Genomic DNA, 24706 nt, shown 5'->3' with positions numbered 1-24706 from the left:
ACTGTTTCGCGGGCACGCCCGCTCCCACAGGATCACCACAGACCCAAAGCATGTGATGATCCTGTGGGAGCGGGCGTGCCCGCGAAGAGGCCCTTGAATCCCTCCATCATAAGCTGGAAGCTTGCTTCATCAGCTCCCGAGAGATTCTGCCCATGGCCCGCCTGCCCACCGCCATCAACCTGCACAAAGCCTCGAAAACCCTCAGCCTCACCTATGCCCCCGGCGAGGTCTACCACCTGCCCGCCGAATTCCTGCGCGTGCACTCCCCCTCCGCCGAGGTCCAGGGCCACGGCAACCCCATCCTGCAGTTCGGCAAGATCAACGTCGGCCTCAGCGGCCTGGAGCCTGCCGGCCAATATGCACTGAAACTGGTCTTCGACGACGGCCATGACAGCGGCCTGTTCACCTGGGAATACCTCGAACAGCTGTGCCTGCGCCAGGAACAACTGTGGGCCGAGTACCTCGACGAGCTGCACAAGGCCGGCAAATCCCGCGACCCCGCCGAGTCGGTGGTCAAACTGATGCTCTAGCGCAAGGGCCCTGGGGTTTAGAGCGCATTTTCTAGAATCATCTGTTTGAATGCCCTACAGACAGCCCAATGAAGGGCTGTCTTGCGCAATACATGAAAGTCGGGTAACCAATGGGGAGTGGCAAGTTCCCTGCATCACCTTGCAGGTAATCAGCACCCTCGCAGCACCGCTGTTCCTTATCACTGGTCACCCGAGTAGCAGTACCGGGCTCAGCACTGTGCACCCGTCACAGCAAACCGGTACTCGTCTCAGGACAACGGAGCGTCGTAGATGAGTAACAAGAACAACGATGAGCTGCAGCGGCAAGCCTCGGAAAACACCCTGGGGCTGAACCCGGTCATCGGTATTCGTCGCAAGGACCTGTTGAGTTCGGCACGCACCGTGCTGCGCCAGGCCGTGCGCCAACCGCTGCACAGCGCCAAGCATGTGGCCCACTTCGGCCTGGAGCTGAAGAATGTGCTGCTGGGCAAATCCAGCCTGGCCCCGGAAAGCGATGATCGTCGCTTCAACGACCCGGCCTGGAGCCACAATCCGCTCTACCGCCGCTACCTGCAGACCTACCTGGCCTGGCGCAAGGAGCTGCAGGACTGGATCGGTAGCAGCGACCTGTCGCCCCAGGACATCAGCCGCGGCCAGTTCGTCATCAACCTGATGACCGAGGCCATGGCGCCGACCAATACCCTGTCCAACCCCGCGGCGGTCAAGCGCTTCTTCGAAACCGGCGGCAAGAGCCTGCTGGACGGCCTGTCCAACCTGGCCAAGGACGTGGTCAACAACGGTGGCATGCCCAGCCAGGTGAACATGGATGCCTTCGAAGTGGGCAAGAACCTGGGCACCAGCGAAGGTGCCGTGGTGTACCGCAACGATGTGCTGGAGCTGATCCAGTACAGCCCGATCACCGAGCAGGTACACGCCCGCCCGCTGTTGGTGGTGCCGCCGCAGATCAACAAGTTCTACGTATTCGACCTCAGCCCGGAAAAGAGCCTGGCGCGCTACTGCCTGCGCTCACAGCAGCAAACCTTCATCATCAGCTGGCGCAACCCGACCAAAGCCCAGCGCGAGTGGGGCCTGTCTACCTATATCGATGCGCTCAAGGAAGCGGTCGACGCGGTGCTGGCAATTACCGGCAGCAAGGACCTGAACATGCTCGGTGCCTGCTCCGGCGGCATCACCTGCACCGCGTTGGTCGGCCACTATGCCGCCCTTGGCGAGAACAAGGTCAATGCCCTGACCCTGCTGGTCAGCGTGCTGGACACCACCATGGACAACCAGGTCGCGCTGTTCGTCGACGAGCAAACCCTGGAGGCCGCCAAGCGCCACTCCTACCAGGCTGGCGTGCTGGAAGGCAGCGAGATGGCCAAGGTGTTCGCCTGGATGCGCCCCAACGACCTGATCTGGAACTACTGGGTCAACAACTACCTGCTCGGCAACGAGCCGCCGGTATTCGACATCCTGTTCTGGAACAACGACACCACGCGCCTGCCGGCCGCCTTCCATGGCGACCTGATCGAAATGTTCAAGAGCAACCCGCTGACCCGCCCCAATGCCCTGGAAGTGTGTGGCACACCGATCGACCTGAAGCAGGTGCAATGCGACATCTTCAGCGTGGCCGGCACCGCTGACCACATCACCCCGTGGCAGTCATGCTACCGCTCGGCGCACCTGTTCGGCGGCAAGATCGAATTCGTGTTGTCCAACAGCGGGCATATCCAGAGCATCCTCAACCCGCCGGGCAACCCCAAGGCGCGCTTCATGACCGGTGCCGACCGCCCGGGTGACCCGCTGGCCTGGCAGGAAAATGCCACCAAGCATGCCGATTCCTGGTGGCTGCACTGGCAGAGCTGGCTGGGCGAACGTGCCGGTGAGCTGAAAAAAGCGCCGACCCGCCTGGGCAACCGAGCCTATGCCGCTGGCGAAGCCGCACCGGGCACCTACGTTCACGAGCGTTGAGCTGCAGCGCCGTGGCCCCTGCGGGGTGCCACGGTGTTCATTTCACCCGAGAGTCATGCGCATGCCGCAACCCTATATCTTCAGGACTGTAGAGCTGGATAACCAGTCCATCCGTACCGCCGTCCGCCCGGGCAAGCCGCACCTGACGCCGTTGCTGATCTTCAACGGTATCGGCGCCAACCTGGAGCTGGTGTTCCCGTTCATCGAAGCACTGGATCCGGACCTGGAAGTCATCGCCTTCGATGTACCCGGGGTCGGCGGTTCGTCAACACCTCGCCACCCGTACCGGTTCCCCGGGCTGGCCAAGCTCACGGCACGGATGCTGGATTATCTCGATTACGGCCAGGTCAACGTCATCGGCGTGTCCTGGGGCGGTGCCCTGGCCCAGCAGTTCGCCCACGACTACCCCGAGCGCTGCAAGAAGCTGGTGCTCGCCGCCACCGCCGCCGGTGCCGTGATGGTGCCAGGCAAGCCCAAGGTGCTGTGGATGATGGCCAGCCCACGGCGCTACGTGCAGCCGTCGCACGTTATCCGCATTGCGCCGCTGATCTATGGCGGTGGCTTCCGGCGCGATCCGGACCTGGCCATGCAGCATGCCGCCAAGGTGCGCTCCGGAGGCAAGATGGGCTACTACTGGCAGCTGTTCGCCGGGCTTGGCTGGACCAGCATCCACTGGCTGCACAAGATCCAGCAGCCAACCCTGGTGCTGGCCGGCGACGACGACCCGCTGATCCCGCTGATCAACATGCGCCTGCTGGCCTGGCGGATTCCCAATGCCCAGCTACACATTATCGACGACGGCCATCTGTTCCTGATCACCCGGGCCGAGGCCGTCGCTCCGATCATCATGAAGTTCCTTCAGCAAGAACGACAGCGCGCCGTCATGCACCCTCGCCCGGCTTCGGGCGGGTAGATCGATGCGGCCTTCTTCGCGGGCGCGCCCGCTCCCACAGGGACGGCGCTGAACCTGTGGGAGCGGGCATGCCCGCGAAGGTCTCGACAGCGAAACGGCTTAGACGAGGGAGTGTTGCCATGAAAGACAAACCGGCCAAAGGAACGAGAACGCTTCCCGCCACCAGCATGAACGTGCAGAACGCCATCCTCGGTCTGCGTGGCCGTGACCTGATTTCCACGCTGCGCAATGTCAGCCGCCAAAGCTTGCGCCACCCGCTGCACACCGCCCACCACCTGTTGGCTCTGGGCGGCCAGCTGGGCCGGGTGATGCTGGGTGACACACCGTTTCAGCCGAACCCGCGCGATCCGCGCTTCAACGACCCGACCTGGAGCCAGAACCCGTTCTACCGGCGCGGCCTGCAGGCCTACCTGGCCTGGCAGAAGCAGACCCGCCAGTGGATCGAGGAAAGCCACCTGGACGACGATGACCGGGCCCGTGCGCACTTCCTGTTCAACCAGATCAACGACGCCCTGGCACCAAGCAACTCGCTACTCAACCCGCTGGCAGTCAAGGAGATGTTCAACAGCGGCGGCCTGAGCCTGGTACGTGGCGTGGCCCACCTGCTCGATGATCTGCGCCACAACGACGGCCTGCCACGCCAGGTCGACGAGCGCGCCTTCGAAGTGGGCGGCAACCTGGCCGCAACCGCCGGCGCGGTGGTGTTTCGCAACGAACTGCTGGAGCTGATCCAGTACAAGCCGATGAGCGAAAAGCAACACGCCCGGCCACTGCTGGTGGTGCCACCGCAGATCAACAAGTTCTATATCTTCGATCTCAGCTCGACCAACAGCTTCGTCCAGTACATGCTCAAGAATGGCCTGCAGGTGTTCATGGTCAGCTGGCGCAACCCCGACCCGCGCCACCGCGAATGGGGCCTGTCCAGCTACGTGCAGGCTCTGGAAGAAGCGCTCAACGCTTGCCGTAGCATCAGCGGCAACCGCGACCCCAACCTGATGGGCGCCTGCGCGGGCGGCCTGACCATGGCCGCGCTGCAGGGCCACCTGCAGGCCAGGCACCAGCTGCGCCGGGTGCGCAGCGCCACCTACCTGGTCAGCCTGCTGGACAGCAAGTTCGAAAGCCCCGCCAGTCTGTTCGCCGACGAGCAGACCATCGAGGCCGCCAAGCGCCGCTCCTACCAGCGCGGCGTGCTGGATGGCGCCGAGGTGGCGCGGATCTTCGCCTGGATGCGGCCCAACGACCTGATCTGGAACTACTGGGTCAACAACTACCTGCTCGGCAAGACACCACCGGCCTTCGACATCCTTTACTGGAACGCCGACAGCACGCGCCTGCCCGCCGCGCTGCACGGCGACCTGCTGGACTTCTTCAAGCACAACCCGCTGACCCGCCCCGCCGGCCTGGAGGTGTGCGGCACGCCCATCGACCTGCAGAAGGTCGAGCTGGACAGCTTCACCGTGGCCGGCAGCAACGACCACATCACCCCGTGGGACGCGGTGTATCGCTCGGCCTTGCTGCTGGGTGGCGACCGGCGCTTCGTGCTGGCCAACAGCGGGCACATCCAGAGCATCATCAACCCGCCCGGCAACCCCAAGGCCTATTACCTGGCCAACCCCAGGCTGCCCAGCGACCCGCGTGCCTGGTTCCACGACGCCAAGCGCAGCGAAGGCAGCTGGTGGCCGTTGTGGCTGGAGTGGATCACCCCGCGCTCCGGCCCGCTCAAGGCACCGCGCAGCGAGCTGGGCAATGCCACCTACCCGCCTCTGGGCCCCGCGCCGGGCACCTATGTGCTGACCCGATGAGCATGCCGACCGGATGAAGACTCGCGACCGTATCCTCGAATGTGCCCTGCAACTGTTCAACCAGCAGGGCGAACCGAACGTATCCACCCTGGAAATTTCCAACGAGCTGGGCATCAGCCCCGGTAACCTTTACTACCACTTCCATGGCAAGGAGCCGTTGGTGCTGGGGCTGTTCGAGCGTTTTGAAGAAGCGCTGATGCCCTTGCTCGACCCACCTCTGGAGGTACGCCTGGATGCCGAGGATTACTGGCTGTTCCTGCACCTGATCGTCGAACGCATGGCGCAGTACCGCTTCCTGTTCCAGGACCTGTCGAACCTGACCGGGCGCCTGCCCAAACTGGCCCGCGGCATGCGCAGCCTGATCAATGCACTCAAGCGCACGCTGGCGGCGTTGCTGGCCAGCCTCAAGGGCCAGGGGCTGGTGGAGAGCGAGACCCAGGCGCTGGGGCAACTGGTGGAGCAGATCACATTGACGCTGATGTTCTCGCTGGATTATCAGCGGGTGCTGGGGCGCGAAGGGGATGTGGGAATTGTGGTGTATCAGGTAATGATGCTGGTGGCGCCGCATCTGCAGGCCCAGGCGCGGGGGGCAGCGGAGCAGTTGGCGGTGCGGTATCTGGAAGGGTAAGCCTGTCGTTTCGGTGTCGCGGCTTTCGCGGGCATGCCCGCTCCCACAGGTGAAATGCAGTGCTTGAGTGCACACAGGACCTGTGGGAGCGGGCAAGCCCGCGAAGAAGGCGACGCGGTATCAGATCAGAGTGCCGGTGCCCGTCGGTGCCGACGGCGTGCTGCTGGCCGGGGCGACGGCAGGTGCCGGTGCTGCGGTAGGTGCCGGAGCGGCGCTGGCCGCTGGAGCCGCCGGTTTGGCGGCGGCCGCCTTGGCCGGGGCTTTCTTCACTGCTGGCTTCTTCGCCACAGCCGGCTTGGCCGCTGCCGGTTTCGCCGCAGGCTTGGCCGCCGCAGTCTTGGCAGCAGGTTTAGCCGCTGCGGTCTTGGCTGCGGCAGTTTTAGCCGCCGGCTTGGCCGCCGCGGTTTTCGCCGCAGGCTTGGCCGCTGCCGTCTTGGCCAGGGGCTTGGCCGCCGCCTTGCTCGCAGCCGGCTTGGCCGCAGCGCGCGACGAAACCGGCGTAACCGAAGCACCGGTAAGTTTCTCGATCTGCTTGGTCAGGCTGTCCACCTGCTGGTGCAGGGCCTTGATCTCGTTGCGGCTCGGCACGCCAAGGCGCGAAATGGCGCTGTTCAGGCGCTTGTCGAAAGCCTCCTCGAGTTCGCTCCACTTGCCCAGCGCACGGTCCTTGACGCCAGACACGCGCGAGGTGGTCGACGACTTGGCGGTTTCCGCCACGTCTTCAGCGGTCTTCTTCGCCTGCTTCTCGGCCTTCTCGCCATCCTTCACCAGCGAGTCGAACAGCTTCGGGCCGTCCTGGTCGATCTTCGAATAGATACCCAGCCCCGCCAGCCAGATCTTGCGGGAGTACTTCTCGATCCCGCCGACCCAGGAGCTGCCTTCTTTCTCGGTGTTCTTCTTGCCAGCCATCCTGCTCTCCTTATGGTTTGTGCGCGACGCGCTCAAGCAGCTCATGCAGCTGTTCAAGCTTGATGGACAACGCCTCAACGTCATGTTTAGACGGAATGCCCAGGCGATTCAAGGCGCGCCCTACCCGTGCGTCGAAAGCTTTTTCGATTTTGTCGAGTTGAATTTCGACTCGCCCAGGGACGCGGCTAACGGCCTGGGTCGCTTCATCGATCTGGTTGTTGGCCGCGTCCAGTTGTTTGTCGATACGCTTCTTGCCGCGTTTCTCGACACCTTCACCGGCCTTGACCAGCTCGTTGAAGTAGTCGGAGCCTTCCTGGCCCACGCGTGCATAGGCGCCGATACCCGCCAGCCAGATCTTGCGCGCGTAGCCGCGCACCTCGCCCAGCGTACCCGGGGCGTCGTCCTTTTTCTTCACAGTCACTTTGGCCATGCTCTGTACCTCATGCTCATGAGTGGAGGAGTAACCGCCCATGGAGGTTGGGCTTGAGCACAAGGTAGGGATAAAAATTAGAAACCTCACCCTAAGCTGCACGGCGTACCCATACATATACCGCAGCAGCGAAGGCCGTATCGCCTAGCCTGCCGGGCCTCACTTGACTGGAGCCCGATGCCATGACCGATTCCACTCCCATAGCCACTTTCCGACAACGGGTAGCAAGCTGCTTCGGCAAACGCCCGGGCCTGCGCGAGGTATTGTCCCTGCAAGGCTTCAATGCCCTTGTCGACCGCTACCCGTTTATCCGCAGCAATCACCCGCAACTGGCATCGCTTGATGATTTCCACATCCTCCAGGCCCCAGCCGGCCAAGGCGAACCCGCCCGGCAACCCTTGCTGCTGGATGCACTACTGGAACACTTGCGTACCGGCAAACACCTGCAACTGAAGGGTTCGGACGCGTTGAGCATCAGTCCGCCGCAGGTGTTCCTCGCCCAGGAACAAGGTGCCAACAGCATTGCCCAGCCTGGGATAACCTTGGACATGTACAAGGTTTCCAGCGATCTCGATGGTCTTCTGGATACCCTGACAGAGGCGTTTCAGCAGGCTCAGATCAGTTACTGGAGCGGCTCGGACCCACTTTCGGGGGTATCCCGCCTACATTGGCTTGAGCTGCTGATCAAGGCTGCAATGCTAAGCAATGTGCAGCGCCAAGGCCTTGATGCAGATGCGACAGCCACGCTGTACGCCATGCTCGATGGCACTCGAACCGGCATTACCATCAGCGCCATGCGGCTTGAGTTCGGCGTCGGCTGGCAGACCTTCGAGCGACCAGTGCCAGACCTGCTGCTGAGCACGACACGCGGTGCTTCCCAGCTGCTGTGGTGCAAACCCTGCGGCACCATTCGGAGCTACCCGGACCAGGCAGCGTTCTCGGCCGCATTACAGGACGAAATGGCTGAGCGTTATCACTTCGACCGCTTGACCTGGTCGCGTACCGCGCTGGAAGGCGACCCGTTTGCCTACCAAGCCAGGCAAATGCTCAATGTGATCCTCGACGATATCCACCGCCTGAGCCTTGCACACGTGCAGACAGTCAGCGAAATGGAAGACGCCTATGCACATGTCAGCGATCCATCGCTGCACTTTTTGCAGCAGCCATACCTGGTCGAAGGCGTGCCAACCCTCCAGCTGCCAGGCTGGCTCGCAGGGGCTACGGCCGAAGACCGCTTCGAATACCACGCCGCACTGCTTGATCTCGCCGCCCGCCAAGGCCACAGCGGGGGCGCGACCTCGCTTGGGGATATCGAAACCATCGAGCAATATGCCAACCGCCGGCTACGTGAGCAGACCCAGGCCACCTATCCCGACAACGCCGCCTACGATCCTGACACGGTGCTGATTGCCGTTTCCGAACTGATCCCGAACAGTTCAGCCGAAAACCCGCAATACCTGTTCCTGCGCCACGAAAGCCTGACCAGCCTGGCCGTCGCCCGCTTGCCAGTGAACGAAGTCATGACCCGGGTCAGCGCCCCGGCTGGCAGCTGGTTGAGCATCGATCAGGTACACAAGTTGATTCACCAGGTGGATATCGGTGGCTCATACCCGGGCTTTCTGCGAGAGCAGGTCGAGGTACAGCCGCGCAGGGCGCAACGGATCAGGCAGTACGCCTGGGAATGGCGTTCCGGGCTGCGCTTCAGCGTGCTCAAGGCCAGTATCAGCGAGCAGCTCAGCGAACACACACGGCGGGCACTATTGAACTTCTGCACAGGTATTGGCGATAGCCTCGAACAGCCGCGTATCGCCCCATTGGCCTTTCGCTGCGCGCCCGGCGCCTCGGCAAGCGATCGGGCGCATGGCATGTTCGTCATCGAACTGCCGGGCCTGCACAGCTGGATCTTGTACCGACCGTTCTATGCCGACCAGACGCTACAGGAATTCACCAGCCTGGCGTCGCTGATGGTTGCTATCCGCAAACAGGGCGAGCTGCAGCGCAGCGTCTTGCACTGGCTGAAGGACGAGGCACGCAAAGTCTATGAAAACGATGGTTTCAACTTCCCTCACCTGCACCCCAAGTTGTCCAGCCTGGCGCACCTGCTAGGCGTCGATGCGGCGCTGACAGCCACCCTGCTGGACAATCTCAGGCGGCCGGTGGATGCCTCGTTCGAGGCCTGGACAGAAAACCTCGACAGCCACCTGTTTGACGCCAGGGTCGAAGCCATCCTGCACGTCGCATCCACCCGCAGCGTGTCCAACGCGCAGGAGCGATGGGCCCTGGCGAAAGAGGCTGCATGGGCGGTGTTCAACAGCGCAACGGTATTCTGGTCCGGGCTGTTGGCCAACGTGGCGTGGCTGTTTGCAGCGCTGTCGGCGGCCAAGGACGACCTGGCCATACTGGCAAACGGCGGTCGCGAAGAGCGGATCGCGGCAGCCACCGACCTGCTGAGCAACTTGGCGATGTTGCTGGCACACCGCGTGGCGCATGCCACATCCGCAACTGAAACACCTGTGGCAGTGCGCTTCAGCGAACCTGCCGAGCGCAACACATCAGCGGCGCAATTGGCCGAACCGATAAAGGAGCGACCGTGGGCCGAGCCCGTGGCAGAGGCAAAACCAAAGCCCATCAGGATAGACAGCTGGAGTGCCAATCAGCGCCTGGCCAACCTGACACCGGACGGGCTCCAGGCGCTGCGCAAGCTGCAGGCCACGCAGTCACTGCAGGGCCATACGCCACTGGCCACGGGGCAGCTGCGCGGCCTGTACCAGGTGGACCAGCGGTACTACGTGAAACTTGCCGACATCGCCTTCGAAGTGCAACAGACCTGGGGCGGGGTACAAATCATCGGCCCGGACGAAAGCCGCAGCGAATGGGTTGCGCAATGGGGGGGTACCGATGATGGCTATCACATCGTCGGGCGCGAGCGCAGCCGTGGCCCGTGGTTGACCCGCTGGAATGACGAATGGGTATTGAACGTCTCAGGGGCCGGCGGCATGCCCAATACCGAACAGGTCCGCTCGCACAACCGCCAGGCCTACGAACAGTTGCTCGCCACCACCAAGGCGAACCAAACGGCGTTATCCCGGCTGGAACCCCTCATGGAGAAAAGCCGCCAGAAACTGCAGCCCTATGACGACCTGGCAGCAGCGTTCAACAAGGCTTACCAGGCCCTTCCCGAAACCCAGCGCAGCCCACTGCCAAAGGCCCTCCAGACGCAACGTCAGCAACTGTTGGCATTGCGCGAACATCATTTGCTCGACCTGAAGGGGGTGAGCCTGTTTCTGGAAAAACAGGCCACGGTGCTGAAAGAGAACCTCGACGCATTCAGGCAGATGCTGGAACCTCGCTTTGCCAGATACGACCGTGCTGGACGCATCGAACACAGCTTCAGCCAGTGGACCGAGACCGCCATCGACAACGACATGCTGCTGCTCCGTCGCCTGTTCGAGCTGCCAGACCATGAGCAGCTTCGGGAGCTTGCCCGTGGCTTGCAGAAATTCCCGGTGGGGCAGGAGCAACTGTCGCGCTATGCCAAGCTGCGCAAGGCCACGCGCGATGCTCTCGATGTCGCCAGCCGCATTCTGGTGGTCAGCGAAAGGCTCGACCAGACATTGCCCCTGGCACTCGATGATAACCGGGTCCGTTATGCCCAGAAGAAAACCAAAATCGAGCAGGCCATCGAACTGCGCCCCTATTCGACGCTGATCGTACGCGCGCAAACCCTCAGCGACATGGCCTACCTCACACTGGACAAGAGCCTGCTCACCCCTGAAACCGCCGCCGAACTGCTGCCATTGCAGGATGCCCTCTGCGACCAGCATTTTTCTTCGATGCTGTGGAGCCACGACGGCCTGGCCGCAGCCAACCTGCCCTACTCGCAACAGGCGGAGATTCTCGGCGATGCACTGCGTGAGTATCGAGCCGTACTGGGCAAGGCCAGCTACCTGCAAACCTATGAAGAACCAGCCATCGACGCGGCCATGCTTGCGGATTACGTCGCGCAACTGAAAGCCCTTGTGAAGCTGACCGAAGTCGAACTGAACACGGCCCTGACCGGTATCGAGACCAGCGCACCGCCGGCAGTACCGCGTGTCACCCACCGCGTCAGGGCCGGCAGGCGAACAGTGATACACACCTCTCGAGGCCGTTCGCTCCTGGTCGAGCCCGGGCGCGAAGGCAACCAGGCCATCCAGCGCAACCCGCTCACGCAACAACCCGCTGGCGAGTACGAACAACGTGACGGCGTATGGTTCGAGGTGCCCGGCCAACAGCAGCCCGCGGCGCCGGACCGGGCGCAACTGCGGCACCGTGCAGCCCGCCTGCTGGCGCAGAAGGACAAGCGCATGGCAATCGCCGCGCTCTATACCGAGGAGCCGAACAGCCTGGCCGACCTGATGGACTGGCAGATAGAAGATATGCGTGAGGCTTCGCGGCAATTGGCCGGCAGCAGCAAACCGAAAGACCTCGAACTGGCAAGTGAACTGAACCAGGCCGTCGAAACGGTCACGCTTGAAAAAAGCCGCCTGCTCACGAATGTCTACCTGAACACCCGTCATCCGGACAGCAAGGCGTTACGCTACCTCAGCGAGCAGCAACGCCTGCAAATTGCCCGGACTACCGCACGCAAGGCGCTGAGCAAGCCCGACGACTATCTCGACGTGTACCAGATCAGGGACGTCCAGGCTCCCCAAGCGGTGCTCTGGGAAGCGCATTTCCACTACCGCAGCGCAGATGCCCCGGCCCGGGCCTTTGTCAAAGGCCACCTGAAATTCTGGGAGCCGCGGGGCAAGGCCCGCGACGCGCAAATGGAAGAGGCCAGCAGCGCAGCGGAGCGCTTGCAGATCTATCGTAGCGACTTGCGCCTGGCCCAGGTCGAGGGTGTGATCCCCTTCCCGTCCCGGTGACAGCCACACCTTGCTGCCGACCGCCCTGGCCTCAGGCCAGGGCCTTGTCCAGTGCCCGCTCGATTTCGCCCTTGATGGTGCCGCTCATCATCGACAACATCATGCCCAGCTTCAATTCGACCCGGATGCGGTCATCGAAGATATGCACGCTGCCGTTGGCACCGCTGCGCGCCACGTCGACCCGGTCGCCGTTCCAGGTGGCCTTGAGGTCGTATTCGCGGGTCAGCCTGTCGACCAGCGCTTCGGCCTTGGCACGGGCGGCATCGCGCCCGAGGGAATGTTTGCGTTCGACGCTGATCTGAGTCATGCGGGTGTTCCTGAAGATGAAGACATAATGGGCATTATGCCCGCCCCTGCCCACTGGCACACCCCGCCAAGACAAATCCGCCCGTTCGCCCTAGAATGGCGGTAATTTTTTCCGGTGAAGCGATATGAACGACCAGCGCAAAGGCGACCACGCCGAACCCACCACCCATTTCGGTTACCAGGACGTCCCTGAAAGCCAGAAGGCGAAAAAAGTCGCCGAGGTGTTCCACTCGGTAGCGGCCAAGTACGACCTGATGAACGACGTGCTTTCCGGCGGCATGCACCGCCTGTGGAAGCGCTTCACCATCGAGCTGTCGGGCGTACGCGCCGGCAATCGTGTACTGGACATCGCCGGCGGTACCGGCGACCTGGCCGCCAAGTTCTCGCGGCTGGTCGGCCCGACCGGCCAGGTAGTGCTGGCCGACATCAACGAATCGATGCTCAAGGTCGGCCGTGACCGCCTGCTCGACCGTGGCGTGGCCGGCAACATCGAGTTCGTCCAGGCCGACGCCGAGAAGCTGCCATTCCCGGACAACCACTTCGACTGCGTGACCATCGCTTTCGGCCTGCGCAACGTCACCCACAAGGACGAAGCCATCCGCTCGATGCTGCGCGTGCTCAAGCCGGGCGGTCGCCTGCTGGTGCTGGAATTCTCCAAACCGACCAACAAGCTCATGTCCAAGGCCTACGACGCCTACTCGTTCGCCTTCATGCCGCTGGCCGGCAAGCTGATCACCAACGACTCGGAGAGCTACCGTTACCTCGCTGAGTCGATCCGCATGCACCCCGACCAGGAAACGCTGAAGGCCATGATGGTCGAGGCCGGTTTCGACCGCGTCACTTATCACAACATGACCAGCGGCATCGTCGCCGTGCACCGGGGAATCAAGCCCTGATGTTGCTGGCCGGGTTGTTCGCCAGCGTCGAACATGGCCTGAACCGCGTCCTGCGCATGGACAGCACGGCCCTGCCGCGGCTGGCTGCGCTGGAAGGCAAGGTCATCGAGATCGACTGCCGCCAACCGGCCCTGCAGGTGTTCATCCTGCCCGATGAAGAGGGCCTGATGCTGGCTGCCCACTGGGAGGGCGAGGTCGACTGCAGCCTGCGCGCCCCGGCCGGCAGCCTGGCGCAACTGGCCCTGGCCAGGGACAAGACTGCCGTGCTGCACAGCCCCCAGGTCGAGCTGCATGGCGACAGTGCCGTGCTGCTCGACCTGTTCGGTGTGCTGCAGGACCTGGAACTTGACTGGGAGCATGAGCTACAACGCTGGCTCGGCCCGGTCGCCACGGCGCTGGTGGCCGGCCACATCCGCCTGCGCGCACGCTGGACCCGCCAGGGCCTGGCGCGCTTCAGCCAGAATCTTTCCGAGTACCTGGCCGAAGAGTCCCGCACCCTGGTGGGCAAGCGTGAAGCCGAAGCCGCCTTCAGCGAACTCGACGCCCTGAAACTCGATACAGAACGCCTCGAGGCGCGCCTCAAGCGCCTCTCCCGATCCCTTGATACCAGCGATAACGCATGAAGCTGCTCGCCGTCCGCCGTCTTTTTCGCATCCAGCGTGTAGTCATCCGTTACCGGCTGGATGACCTGCTGTTCGACTACCCGCTACCCTGGTGGCTGATGAGCCTGCGCCTGCTGATGCCGTGGCGTTGGCTACCCCGTAGCCCGTCCGCGCTCAGCCGCGGCGCACGCCTGCGACTGGCGCTACAAGACCTGGGTCCCATTTTCATCAAGTTCGGTCAGTTGTTGTCGACCCGCCGCGACCTGCTGCCCACCGACATCGCTGACGAGCTGATGTTGCTGCAAGACCGCGTACCACCGTTCGATCCGCAGCAGGCCGTGGCGCTGATCGAAGAACAGCTCGGCGCCACGGTGGGCGAAGTCTTCAGCCGCTTCGACGTCGAGCCTCTGGCCTCCGCATCGGTAGCCCAGGTTCACGCTGCCCGCCTGAAAAGTGGCGAAGAGGTGGTGGTCAAGGTTGTCCGGCCAGGCCTGAAACCGGTGATCGCCGCTGATATTGCCTGGCTGTTCCTGATAGCCAAAGGTGCCGAACGTGTCTCCGCCGACGCTCGCCGCCTGCACCCGGTGGAAATCGTCGGCGATTACGAAAAAACCATCTACGACGAACTTGACCTGCTGCGCGAAGCGGCGAATGCCAGCCAGCTACGCCGTAATTTCGAAGGCTCCGAGCTGATGTATGTGCCACAGGTGTACTGGGACTGGTGCCGGCCGAAAGTACTGGTGATGGAGCGCATCTATGGCGTCCCGGTGACCGACATGGCCACGCTCGCCGATCAGCGCACCGACATGAAGATGCTGGCCGAACGCGGCGTGGAAGTATTCTTCACCCAGGTGTTCCGCGACAGCTTCTTCCACGCCGACATGCACCCCGGCAACATCTTCGTCAGCACGGTACGCCCCTGGAGCCCGCAGTACATCGCCATCGACTGCGGCATCGTCGGCAGCCTGACGGACGAGGACCAGGATTACCTGGCGCGTAACCTGATCGCCTTCTTCAAACGAGACTACCGCCGCGTTGCGCAACTGCACATCGACTCGGGCTGGGTACCGGCGCACACCAAGGTCAATGAATTCGAAGCAGCGATCCGCACCGTCTGTGAGCCGATCTTCGAAAAACCGTTAAAGGATATTTCCTTCGGCCAGGTGCTGATGCGTCTGTTCCAGACGGCACGGCGTTTCAACATGGAAGTGCAGCCGCAGCTGGTCCTGCTGCAGAAAACCCTGCTCAACATCGAGGGCCTGGGCCGCCAGTTGTACCCCGACCTGGACTTGTGGAGCACCGCCAAGCCATTCCTCGAACGCTGGATGCGTGACCGCATGAGCCCCAAAGCCGTGTTTGGCAACATCCACAGCCAGGTCGAGCAGTTGCCGCACCTGGCCGACATGGCCCGTGACGTCCTCGAACGCCTGTCACAACCGCACCTGCACGACCCGCAACTGCCCGAACGCCGTCGCCAGGGCGACCGCTGGCCACTGCGCCTGCTGGGTGCCGGCCTGCTGGGCGGCGGTGCGGTACTGGCCGCTGGTGCCGCCGAGGCCGCCAGCCTGGCCGCCCCTACCGCGTGGCCGGCCTGGCTGATGCTGGCCGCCGGCCTTTACCTGATCGTGCGCCAATAGCCAGCCGCGCCCATGGCTGGCACACTAGCGCAAAGGGCCCGGCACAGGAGCGGACCCGCTTTGGAGTCGACGATGAAAGACTGGCTGGACGAGATCAAGTGGAACAGCGAAGGCCTGGTACCGGCGATCGCCCAGGACCACAAGACCGGACGCGTGCTGATGATGGCCTGGATGAACCGCGAATCGCTGGCTCTGACCGCCGCCGAACAGCGTGCCATCTACTGGTCGCGTTCGCGTGGCAAGCTGTGGCGCAAGGGCGAGGAATCCGGCCATGTGCAGAAGCTGCATGAAATGCGCCTGGACTGCGACGCCGACGTGATCATCCTGATGGTCGAGCAATTGGGCCATATCGCCTGCCATACCGGCCGTGAAAGCTGCTTCTACCGCGTCTTCGAAGACGGCCAGTGGAAAACCGTCGACCCGGTCCTGAAAGACCCGGATGCCATCTACAGCGCAGGACACTGACATGAGCGACACCCTCAACCGCCTGGCCGAAGTGCTTGAACAACGCAAGCAAGCGGCGCCCGACAGCTCCTACGTGGCCAGCCTGTACCACAAGGGCCTGAACAAGATTCTCGAAAAGCTCGGCGAAGAGTCGATCGAGACGATCATTGCCGCCAAGGATGCCGCGATCAGCAAGGATTACAGCGATGTCATCTACGAAACCGCCGACCTGTGGTTTCATAGCCTGGTAATGCTCAGCGCGCTGGGCCAGCATCCGCAAGCCTTGCTGGATGAGCTGGACCGCCGTTTCGGGCTTTCCGGGCATGATGAGAAGGCCGCGCGGCAACCATCTGCCTGATGTATTTTGAGGCGGGTGCTGCTCGCCTCCTGTGGGAGCGGGCATGCCCGCGAAGCATGCGACGCAATGCATGGCACCGGCTGCGCCGGTGCTCGCGGGCTTGCCCGCTCCCACAGGGACCGTGTTGCCGGATCGATTTGCTGTACACACATTTTTCAGGAGTACGAAATGGGTATCTTTGACTGGAAACACTGGATCGTCCTGCTGGTGGTCGTGGTGCTGGTGTTCGGCACCAAGAAGCTGAAGAACTTCGGCAGTGACCTGGGCGAGTCGATCAAGGGCTTCCGCAAGGCCATGAGCGACGAAGAGAACAAGCCGGCCGAGCAGGCTCCGCCGCCTGCCCAACCCGTTCCACCGGTGCAGAACACTGCCCAGCAGAACCAGGGCCACACCATCGAAGGCCAGGCCCAGCCGGCCCAAGAGCCGCAGCGGAAAGACTGACCCATGTTCGGCATCAGTTTCAGCGAGCTGCTGCTCGTCGGCCTGGTCGCCCTGCTGGTGCTCGGCCCCGAGCGCCTGCCCGGTGCCGCGCGCACGGCAGGCCTGTGGATCGGCCGGCTCAAGCGCAGCTTCAACAGCATCAAGATGGAAGTGGAGCGCGAAATCGGCGCCGACGAAATCCGCCGCCAGCTGCACAACGAGCACATCCTGCAGATGGAAGAGGAAGCCAAGCGTATCCTCAACCCGATGACGCCACCGGCGCAGCCGCCTGTCACCACCGCCACCGTGCAGCCGCCCGCCGGGCTCGAAGCCAGGCCGGTCGAAACCACTGCCACCCCGGCCACGCCTTCTGAACCGCCTCAACCGCCGCGAGCCCCATGAGCGAGAATCCGGAACACGACCAGCCAATGCCGCTGGTTTCGCACCTGACCGAACTGCGCACCCGCCTGTTGCGCTGCGTTGCCGTCATTTTCCTGATCTTTGCCGGGCTGTTCTCCTTCGCCCAGCAGATCTACACCCTGGTCTCAGCGCCACTGCGCGAGCACTTGCCGGCCAATGCGACGATGATCGCCACCGACGTGGCCTCGCCGTTCCTCACGCCGTTCAAGCTGACCATGATCGTCTCGCTGTTCCTGGCGATCCCGTTCATCCTCCAGCAGATCTGGGGCTTCATCGCGCCCGGGCTGTACCGCCATGAAAAGCGCATCGCCATTCCGCTACTGGTGTCGAGCATCTTCCTGTTCTATGCCGGCATGGCCTTCGCCTATTTCCTGGTGTTCCCGCTGATCTTCGGCTTCTTCGCCAGCGCCACGCCGGAAGGTGTGTCGATGATGACCGACATCGCCAGCTACCTCGACTTCGTGATGACGCTGTTCTTCGCCTTTGGCGTGGCCTTCGAAATCCCGGTGGCGGTGGTGCTGCTGGTATGGATCGGCGTGGTCGACGTGAAGTATCTGAAGAAGATTCGCCCCTACGTGATCATCGGCTGCTTCGTGGTCGGCATGGTCCTTACCCCACCGGACATCTTCTCCCAGACCCTGCTGGCCGTACCTATGTGGCTGCTGTTCGAGATCGGCGTGCTGTGCGGCAGCCTGATCCGCAAACGCAGTGAAGCCGACGATAGCGCCGCCAACGACCACAACGACCAGCCACCAGCGACCCAACCGTGAACTTGTTGCTCCTTGAAGAGGCCGACTTCGTCTCGGCCGACCGCGTCGTTCTCGCTGACCGGCGTTTCACCCACATGCAGGACATCCACCGTGTGGCGGTGGGCGACAACCTGCGCGTGGGCCGTATCAACGGCCTGATGGGCAAAGCCACGGTGCTGCGCCTGGAACAACACGAAGCCGAACTGGAAGTCGCCTTTGACCAGCAGCCACCGGCCAAACTGCCGCTGACCCTGGTGCTCGCCGTACCCCGGCCGAAGATGCTGCGCCGGCTGTTCCAGACCGTGGCCACCCTTGGTGTGCCGCGGCTGATCCTGGTGAACAGCTACAAGGTCGAGAAAAGCTTTTGGCAAACCCCCTTCCTGCACCCTGACAGCATACGCGAGAACCTCATCCTCGGCCTGGAACAGGCGCGCGACACCGTGCTGCCCGAGGTGATCATCGAGAAGCGCTTCAAGCCCTTCGTCGAAGACCGCTTGCCGGCCGTCGCCGCAGGCACCCTGGGCCTGGTCGGCCACCCCGGCCCCTACCCTGCCTGCCCGCGCGCCGTGGAGCAGCCCGTGACCCTGGCCATCGGCCCAGAGGGTGGCTGGATCCCTTATGAAGTGGACCTGCTGGGCAAGGCAGGCTTGGCACCGGTACAACTGGGCGAGCGTATCCTGCGGGTCGAGACGGCAGTAACGGCGCTGCTTTCACGGATTTTCTGACACATAAGTCAATTTTTACCCATAAAGTTTCCCTTCCCCAGGCCGATTGCCTTGGCAACACAACAATTAATGGTGCTGCCAAGCCGCCGGGGAGTCGTACATGTATCAATGGTTCGCCCAATCATTGGGTAATGTGAGCGTCAATCGCAAACTGGGGCTGGGCTTCGGTCTGGTGCTGCTGTTGACGCTAGCCATCACCCTGGCCGGCTGGCACGGCATGGACAGCATCATTGACCGTGGCGACAAGCTGGGAAACATCTCGGTCATCCAGCAGTACACCCAGGAACTGCGTATCGCCCGCCAGCATTACCAGCGCCAGCGTGACGAAGCCTCGGTGGCTGAGCTGGAAAAGGCCCTGGGCAACCTCGACCGCCAGGTGCAGCTGATGCTCGGACAGATCGAACAACCCACCGACCGCCAGCGCCTGGAGCAACAACGCGAGGCCGTGCGTGCGTACCAGCAGGCGTTCAACGACCTGAAGCAGGCCGGCCAACGCCGCGAAGCCAGCCGTGACGTGCTGGGCGACAGCGCCGACAAGGCTGCCGAACTGATCGGCCGGGTACAGCGAGGGCTGCTGCAAGGTGGCGATATCAACCAGTACCAGCACGCGGTGGACGTGAGCGCCTTGCTGCAACAGGCGCGCTTCCAGGTGCGTGGCTACACCTACAGCGGCAATGCCGATTTCCAGCAAACGGCACTGAAGGCCATAGACCAGGCCCTGGCCGAATTGCGCGCGCTGCCGGCCAAAGTACCGGCGGAGCATGCCGCCAGCCTGGACGATGCCGCCACTGCCATGGCCGGCTACCGCGACGCAGTCACCCAGTTCGGCAATGCCCAGGCCGCCAGTGAGCAAGCCCTTCAGCACATGGCCGAGCAAGGTACGGTACTGCTGCAAACCAGCCAGGCGATGACCGCCTCGCAGACCGAGGTGCGTGACGCCGGCGCGGCCCAGGCCAAGACCCTGCTCGCAGTGGCCACCGCTCTGGCCCTGGCCCTCGGCCTGCTGGCGGCCTGGGCCATCACCCGGCAGATCATCATCCCGCTGCGCCAGACCTTGCGCGCCGCCGAACGCGTGGCCAGTGGCGACCTGACCCAGGACCTGCAGGTACAACGCCGCGACGAACTGGGCCAGTTGCAAGCCAGCATGCAGCGCATGACCCAGGGCCTGCGTGAATTGATCGGCGGCATCGGTGATGGCGTCACGCAGATCGCCAGCGCTGCCGAGGAGCTGTCGGCGGTGACCGAGCAGACCAGCGCCGGTGTCAACAACCAGAAGGTCGAGACCGATCAGGTAGCGACCGCCATGAACCAGATGACCGCCACCGTGCATGAAGTGGCACGCAATGCCGAGCAGGCCTCCGAAGCCGCGTTGATGGCCGACCAGCAAGCCCGCGAAGGCGACCGTGTGGTGGGCGAGGCGGTGGCGCAGATCGAGCGCCTGGCCGGCGAAGTGGTCAACTCCAGCGAAGCGATGAACCAGCTCAAGGCCGAGAGCGACAAGATCGGCAGCGTACTCGACGTGATCAAGTCGGTGGCCCAACAGACCAACCTGCTGGCCCTCAACGCGGCGATCGAAGCGGCCCGTGCCGGCGAGGCCGGGCGTGGCTTTGCGGTGGTAGCCGATGAGGTACGCAGCCTGGCGCAGCGCACCCAGCAATCGACCGAAGAGATCGAAGAGCTGATTGCCGGCCTGCAGAGCGGCACCCAGCGCGTGGCCAGCGTGATGGACAGCAGCCGCCAGCTTACCGATAGCAGCGTTGAACTGACCCGCCGCGCCGGCAGCTCACTGGAAACCATCACTCGCACCGTGTCGTCGATCCAGGCGATGAACCAGCAGATTGCCACTGCGGCGGAAGAACAGACGGCCGTGGCAGAAGAGATCAACCGCAGCGTGATGAATGTGCGGGATATTTCTGACCAGACTTCAGCGGCCAGTGAAGAGACGGCCAGCTCCAGCATGGAGCTGGCGCGGCTGGGTACCCATTTGCAGGGGTTGGTGGGGCGGTTCAGGCTCTGATCTGAAGAATGGGCCGCCTTTCCCGGCCTCTTCGCGGGCTTGCCCGCTCCCACAGGGACCGCACAGCTCTCAAAGTCTGTGCAGTACCTGTGGGAGCGGGCAAGCCCGCGAAGAGGCCGGCACAGGCGGAGCATTCCTACGTGTTGAAGTGAAATTTCCTACCTGATTATCAGGTCAAGTCCTACAGCTCCGCTGCCGATTGGCAGAGGTGTGATGCCGGCAATCCGCCCGCATCCCCTCTCTCAATCGCCCGGAGGCTCATCATGCTCGGCTACCTCAACCGCAAGCTTGGCAACATCAGTGTCGCTGCCAAGCTCGCCCTCGGCTTCGCCGTGGTTCTGCTGCTCACCCTGGCCACCACCATCAGTGGCTGGCGCGCGCTGGATGACGCCATCGTGCGCTCACAGCAACTCAGTGAAATAGGCCTGATCAACGACCTGACCAAAGACCTGCGCGCGGAAAGCATTACCTACCGCGTGCTCAACGACGATGCCAGCAAATCGCGGATAGCCAGCATCCTCGAACAACTGCACAACATGCTGACCACCCTGCAACAACGCAGCAGCGTCGATGAATCGCGGCAATTGCTGACCGAAAAGCTGACGCTGCTGCAACGCTTGCGCGATGACTTCAGCGAACTGCAACGCAGCGTCGCCAACCGTGTCGCCCTGCGCGAGGCCATGCAGCTACAGGAGCAGACGCTCAACGAGGCGATCGACAAACTGCAGACCCAGGCCTTGCTGGAGATGCCTGCCGACAGTCAGCAAGGCGCTGTGCTGGGCCTGATGGATACCCTCAGCCGGCATGTCGACGGTGCCAACCAGCAGAGCTTGGTACCGGCCTACACTTTCACCCCTGTCGAGGACTTCGCCAAGGTTGGCGACAACGCCCTGAACGCTGCCGATGCCAGCTTGGGGCAACTGCTCAAGAGCCTTGCACCGCTGCGTCTGCCACGTGCCGTTACCGAGCAACCCGGTGTCGAGCTGGGCAAATACCGCGCCAGCCTGGACCAGTACCGACGCGCCGCGGTGCACGTCGAGCAATTGCAGAACAGCCTGGAAAAGATGGGCAATGAGTTGCGCGCGGTAAGCCTGGAGCTTGGCAAGCGCAAGATCGAGCAACGTGACAGCGAAGCCCTGGCTGCCCGCTCGTTGCTGACCAGCGTGGCGCTGCTGGCGCTGGTGGTGGGCGTATTGGCCGCCTGGCTGATCACCCTGCAGATCACCCAACCCTTGCGTCAGACCCTGGCCGTGGCCGCACGCATTGCCAAGGGCGACCTGAGCCAGGTCGAAACAGTGCAACGCCGCGACGAGATGGGGCAATTGCAGGCCAGCATGCGTGAAATGACCTTGAGCCTGCGCGAGCTTATCGGGGGTATCGACCAGGGCGTCAGCCAACTGTCACAAGCTGCCTCGGAGCTGGCAGGCAGCAGCGAGGATACCAAGCTGCGCATCAACCAGCAGCGCGAGGAAACCGACCAGGTGGCGACTGCCATGAATCAGATGAGCGCCACCGTGCAGGAAGTGGCGCAGAACGCCGAACAGGCCTCGCTGGCCGCGACCAATGCCGACCAGCAGGCGCAGATGGGCGACCAGGTGGTGGCCGAGGCTATCGGCCGTATCGAGCAACTGGCCGGGCAGATGGACCATTGCCTGGCCGCCATGCAGCACCTGGCGGGCGAAAGCCAGCGCATTGGCAGCATCCTCGATGTGATCAAGTCGGTGTCCGAGCAGACCAACCTGCTGGCCCTGAACGCGGCGATCGAAGCGGCACGGGCGGGTGAAGCCGGGCGTGGCTTTGCCGTGGTGGCCGATGAAGTGCGCGGCCTGGCCCAGCGGACTTCGACCGCCACCGAGGAGATTAGCCAACTGATCGACAGCCTGCACAACGGTACCGACGAGGTGACCCGATTGCTCGACAGCAGCAAGAACCTGACCGAGCAGAGCGTCGAGCTGAGCCGCAAGGCCGGGCATGCGTTGAGCCAGATCACCGACACGGTGTCGAGCATCCAGGGCATGAACCAGCAGATCGCCACCGCCAGCGAAGAACAGAGCGTGGTGGCCGAACAGATCAATCGCAGTGTGCTGAATGTGCGCGATGTGTCGGATCAGACCAGTGCAGCCAGTGAACAGACGGCGGCTTCGAGTGGGGAACTGGAGCAGTTGGGGCGGCAGTTGCGGGGGATGGTGGGGCGGTTCAACATCTGAAACCGCGTCGCCCTCTTCGCGGGCACGCCCGCTCCCACAGGTATATCGCTACCCTTGTGGGAGCGGGCATGCCCGCGAAGAGTCCAGTGCGGGTTACAGCACCTGGCGCAGAAACGCCTGCGCACGCGGGTCTTTCGGCGAGGCGAAGAACGCGGCCGGCGCCGAATCTTCCAGCAACTTGCCATGGTCGAAGAACAACACGCGGTCCGCCACTTCGCGGGCAAAGCCCATTTCGTGGGTGACGCAGACCATGGTCATGCCTTCCTGAGCCAGGGTCTTCATCACGTCCAGCACCTCGCCGACCATTTCCGGGTCGAGCGCCGAGGTCGGCTCGTCGAACAGCATCACTTTCGGGTCCATGGCCAAAGCACGGGCGATCGCCACCCGCTGCTGCTGGCCGCCGGACAGGCGTGACGGGTATTCATTGGCCTTCTGCGCAATGCCCACCTTCTCCAGCAGAGCCCTGGCCTTGGCTTCGCGGTCGGCCTTGTTGCGCTTGCGCACCACCTTCTGCGCCAGGCACAGGTTCTCCAGCACGGTCATGTGCGGGAACAGGTTGAAGTGCTGGAACACCATGCCGACTTCGCGGCGGTAGGCGTTGATGTCGGTCTTCGGGTCAGCCAGTTGCAGGCCGTCGATGGCTACATGGCCTTCGTCGAAATGCTCCAGGCCGTTAAGGCAGCGCAGGAAGGTCGACTTGCCCGAACCCGACGGGCCGAGCACCACCACCACTTCGCCCTTGGCGACCTGGGTGGTGACATTATCCACAGCCCGTACCACGTGGCCACGGGTGTCGAAGACTTTCAGCAGGTCACGGACTTCAATCACTTTGCGCAAGCCTCCGCTCGAGCCGGCTGGCCAGGTGCGACAGCGGCAGGTTGATCAGCAGGTACAGGCCTGCCACGCAGAACCAGATCTCGAAGGTCGAGAACGAGGTGGTAATGGCCTCGCGGCCGCTCTTGGTCAGTTCGGTGATGGCGATCACCGAGACCAGCGAGGTGTCCTTGACCAGGCTGATGAACTGGCCGGCCAAAGGCGGCAGCACACGCTTGAAGGCCTGCGGCAGGATCACGTGGCGCATCGACTGGCCCGCGTTCAGGCCCAGCGAGCGGGCCGCCTCGTTCTGGCCCTTGGCGATGGACTGCACGCCGGCACGCACGATTTCGGCCACGTAGGCGCCGGTGAACAGCGCCAGTGCCGCCACCCCGGCAAACTCGCGGGACAGGTTGAGCACGGTACCGATGAAGAAGTAGAAGATGAAGATCTGCACCAGCAGCGGGGTACCACGCACCAGTTCGACATATACCGTCGTCAGGTCACGCAGGGTGGGGTTGCTGGACAGTCGGCAGAGGCCGGCGAACAGGCCGATCAGCAGGCCCAGGGCACCGGACACCACCGAAATCCACAGGGTGGTCCATAGCCCCCAAAGCAGCGGGCCGGCCGCCCAGTGGCGGGTGACGCCAATCTGGTCGCCTTCGGAAACATCATCGCCACGAGACAGCTGCAGGCTGTCCTTGGCCACGTCGAGTACCTGCTCGTCACCATTCTCGTCTTTCAGCGTGACACGGGCATTGTCACCCGAGATGACGATCTCCTGCACGGTGCCGTAACCGGCGGCGCGCTGTGCTTCCTCGGCCTTGTAGGCGAAGTACTGCGGTACGCGGTTCCAGCGCCACTCGTAGGAAATCATCGAGGTGGCCATGTACAGGCTGAACGCCAGGCCCACCAGGACCAGGGCAGTCAAACCGTGCCAGGGCCACTGGGCTTTCTTGTGTTTGATCACGTGGGGTACTTCCGTAAATGCGAACGCGCAGGGTTTGCCTGCGCGTCGGGGTCATAAAGCCGGGCTTGTGGCC

General features: G+C 63.2%; 22 protein-coding genes and 1 pseudogene. 18 read left to right on the top strand and 5 right to left on the bottom strand.

The genetic code is table 11. The features are described 5' to 3' along the window. The first annotated feature begins 152 nt into the window (after window positions 1-152). From CAF70_RS02535 to CAF70_RS02515, 5 genes are all read left to right on the top strand, one after another. Entirely contained in the window at window positions 153-530 is a 378-nt protein-coding gene (locus CAF70_RS02535) for a gamma-butyrobetaine hydroxylase-like domain-containing protein (RefSeq protein WP_085621741.1), read from the top strand. A 270-nt stretch (window positions 531-800) separates the two neighbouring features. Then, window positions 801-2480: a class II poly(R)-hydroxyalkanoic acid synthase gene (phaC, locus tag CAF70_RS02530; protein ID WP_085621740.1), complete on the top strand. Its 1680-nt coding sequence runs from the start codon at window positions 801-803 to the stop codon at window positions 2478-2480. Window positions 2481-2541: 61 nt separating this feature from the next. Continuing rightward, window positions 2542-3393 carry a poly(3-hydroxyalkanoate) depolymerase gene (gene phaZ, locus CAF70_RS02525; RefSeq protein ID WP_085621739.1) on the top strand — a complete coding sequence of 284 codons (852 nt, stop codon included), beginning with the start codon at window positions 2542-2544 and terminating at the stop codon, window positions 3391-3393. A 119-nt stretch (window positions 3394-3512) separates the two neighbouring features. Beyond that, window positions 3513-5195, top strand: a complete 1683-nt coding sequence (phaC, locus tag CAF70_RS02520; protein WP_085621738.1) for a class II poly(R)-hydroxyalkanoic acid synthase — start codon at window positions 3513-3515, stop codon at window positions 5193-5195. A 13-nt stretch (window positions 5196-5208) separates the two neighbouring features. After that, window positions 5209-5823 carry a TetR/AcrR family transcriptional regulator gene (locus tag CAF70_RS02515; RefSeq protein WP_085621737.1) on the top strand — a complete coding sequence of 205 codons (615 nt, stop codon included), beginning with the start codon at window positions 5209-5211 and terminating at the stop codon, window positions 5821-5823. A 120-nt stretch (window positions 5824-5943) separates the two neighbouring features. Here CAF70_RS02515 and CAF70_RS02510 read toward each other — a convergent pair whose 3' ends face one another. Both CAF70_RS02510 and CAF70_RS02505 read right to left on the bottom strand, forming a co-directional pair. Beyond that, window positions 5944-6732 carry a phasin family protein gene (locus tag CAF70_RS02510; RefSeq protein WP_085621736.1) on the bottom strand — a complete coding sequence of 263 codons (789 nt, stop codon included), beginning with the start codon at window positions 6730-6732 and terminating at the stop codon, window positions 5944-5946. Window positions 6733-6742: 10 nt separating this feature from the next. Then, a complete protein-coding gene (locus CAF70_RS02505) occupies window positions 6743-7162 on the bottom strand; it encodes a phasin family protein (RefSeq protein ID WP_085621735.1) in 420 nt (139 codons plus the stop codon). Window positions 7163-7344: 182 nt separating this feature from the next. Here CAF70_RS02505 and CAF70_RS02500 point away from each other — a divergent pair, with 182 nt between their 5' ends. Further along, window positions 7345-12069: a hypothetical protein gene (locus CAF70_RS02500; RefSeq protein ID WP_085621734.1), complete on the top strand. Its 4725-nt coding sequence runs from the start codon at window positions 7345-7347 to the stop codon at window positions 12067-12069. Window positions 12070-12100: 31 nt separating this feature from the next. Here the strand turns inward: CAF70_RS02500 and CAF70_RS02495 are convergent, their stop codons facing one another. Beyond that, window positions 12101-12376: a polyhydroxyalkanoic acid system family protein gene (locus tag CAF70_RS02495; protein ID WP_085621733.1), complete on the bottom strand. Its 276-nt coding sequence runs from the start codon at window positions 12374-12376 to the stop codon at window positions 12101-12103. Between the two features lie 124 nt (window positions 12377-12500). Here CAF70_RS02495 and ubiE point away from each other — a divergent pair, with 124 nt between their 5' ends. The 12 genes and pseudogenes from ubiE to CAF70_RS28045 all read left to right on the top strand — a co-directional run bounded on the left by ubiE (window position 12501) and on the right by CAF70_RS28045 (window position 22850). Further along, a complete protein-coding gene (ubiE, locus tag CAF70_RS02490) occupies window positions 12501-13271 on the top strand; it encodes a bifunctional demethylmenaquinone methyltransferase/2-methoxy-6-polyprenyl-1,4-benzoquinol methylase UbiE (protein WP_013974541.1) in 771 nt (256 codons plus the stop codon). Then, window positions 13271-13894 carry an SCP2 domain-containing protein gene (locus tag CAF70_RS02485; RefSeq protein ID WP_085621732.1) on the top strand — a complete coding sequence of 208 codons (624 nt, stop codon included), beginning with the start codon at window positions 13271-13273 and terminating at the stop codon, window positions 13892-13894. The genes ubiE and CAF70_RS02485 overlap by 1 nt, the downstream gene beginning before the upstream one ends. Beyond that, window positions 13891-15510, top strand: a complete 1620-nt coding sequence (ubiB, locus tag CAF70_RS02480; RefSeq protein ID WP_085621731.1) for a ubiquinone biosynthesis regulatory protein kinase UbiB — start codon at window positions 13891-13893, stop codon at window positions 15508-15510. Before CAF70_RS02485 ends, ubiB begins: the two co-directional genes overlap by 4 nt. Window positions 15511-15582: 72 nt before the next feature. Then, window positions 15583-15975: a phosphoribosyl-AMP cyclohydrolase gene (gene hisI, locus CAF70_RS02475; protein WP_013974544.1), complete on the top strand. Its 393-nt coding sequence runs from the start codon at window positions 15583-15585 to the stop codon at window positions 15973-15975. A 1-nt stretch (window position 15976) separates the two neighbouring features. Further along, window positions 15977-16312, top strand: a complete 336-nt coding sequence (locus CAF70_RS02470; protein ID WP_085621730.1) for a phosphoribosyl-ATP diphosphatase — start codon at window positions 15977-15979, stop codon at window positions 16310-16312. Between the two features lie 168 nt (window positions 16313-16480). After that, window positions 16481-16753, top strand: a complete 273-nt coding sequence (locus CAF70_RS02460; protein WP_085621729.1) for a twin-arginine translocase TatA/TatE family subunit — start codon at window positions 16481-16483, stop codon at window positions 16751-16753. Between the two features lie 3 nt (window positions 16754-16756). Beyond that, the gene (gene tatB, locus CAF70_RS02455) at window positions 16757-17134 is read left to right on the top strand and encodes a Sec-independent protein translocase protein TatB (RefSeq protein ID WP_085621728.1); all 378 of its coding nucleotides are present in this window, start codon (window positions 16757-16759) and stop codon (window positions 17132-17134) included. After that, a complete protein-coding gene (tatC, locus tag CAF70_RS02450) occupies window positions 17131-17922 on the top strand; it encodes a twin-arginine translocase subunit TatC (RefSeq protein ID WP_085621727.1) in 792 nt (263 codons plus the stop codon). Before tatB ends, tatC begins: the two co-directional genes overlap by 4 nt. Then, window positions 17919-18626 carry a 16S rRNA (uracil(1498)-N(3))-methyltransferase gene (locus tag CAF70_RS02445; protein WP_085621726.1) on the top strand — a complete coding sequence of 236 codons (708 nt, stop codon included), beginning with the start codon at window positions 17919-17921 and terminating at the stop codon, window positions 18624-18626. Before tatC ends, CAF70_RS02445 begins: the two co-directional genes overlap by 4 nt. Before the next feature lie 100 nt (window positions 18627-18726). Continuing rightward, entirely contained in the window at window positions 18727-20643 is a 1917-nt protein-coding gene (locus tag CAF70_RS02440; protein ID WP_085621725.1) for a methyl-accepting chemotaxis protein, read from the top strand. Between the two features lie 263 nt (window positions 20644-20906). Continuing rightward, window positions 20907-21947 (top strand): annotated as a pseudogene (locus CAF70_RS28050) (methyl-accepting chemotaxis protein); the annotation flags it as partial. A gap of 9 nt (window positions 21948-21956) precedes the next feature. Continuing rightward, complete coding sequence (locus tag CAF70_RS28045) at window positions 21957-22850, top strand: methyl-accepting chemotaxis protein (RefSeq protein WP_371915932.1); 894 nt, start codon at window positions 21957-21959, stop codon at window positions 22848-22850. A gap of 93 nt (window positions 22851-22943) precedes the next feature. On the opposite strand, the gene CAF70_RS02425 is transcribed toward CAF70_RS28045, so the two are convergent. Beyond that, a complete protein-coding gene (locus CAF70_RS02425) occupies window positions 22944-23678 on the bottom strand; it encodes an amino acid ABC transporter ATP-binding protein (protein WP_013974550.1) in 735 nt (244 codons plus the stop codon). Then, window positions 23671-24633 carry an amino acid ABC transporter permease gene (locus CAF70_RS02420; protein WP_085621723.1) on the bottom strand — a complete coding sequence of 321 codons (963 nt, stop codon included), beginning with the start codon at window positions 24631-24633 and terminating at the stop codon, window positions 23671-23673. The genes CAF70_RS02425 and CAF70_RS02420 overlap by 8 nt, the downstream gene beginning before the upstream one ends. Window positions 24634-24706 lie beyond the last annotated feature (73 nt).

This window comes from Pseudomonas sp. B19(2017) (assembly GCF_002113165.1).
Taxonomy (GTDB): Bacteria; Pseudomonadota; Gammaproteobacteria; order Pseudomonadales; family Pseudomonadaceae; genus Aquipseudomonas.
Note: the sequence above shows the minus strand (reverse complement) of the source record. Positions and strands in the feature narration are given on the sequence as shown.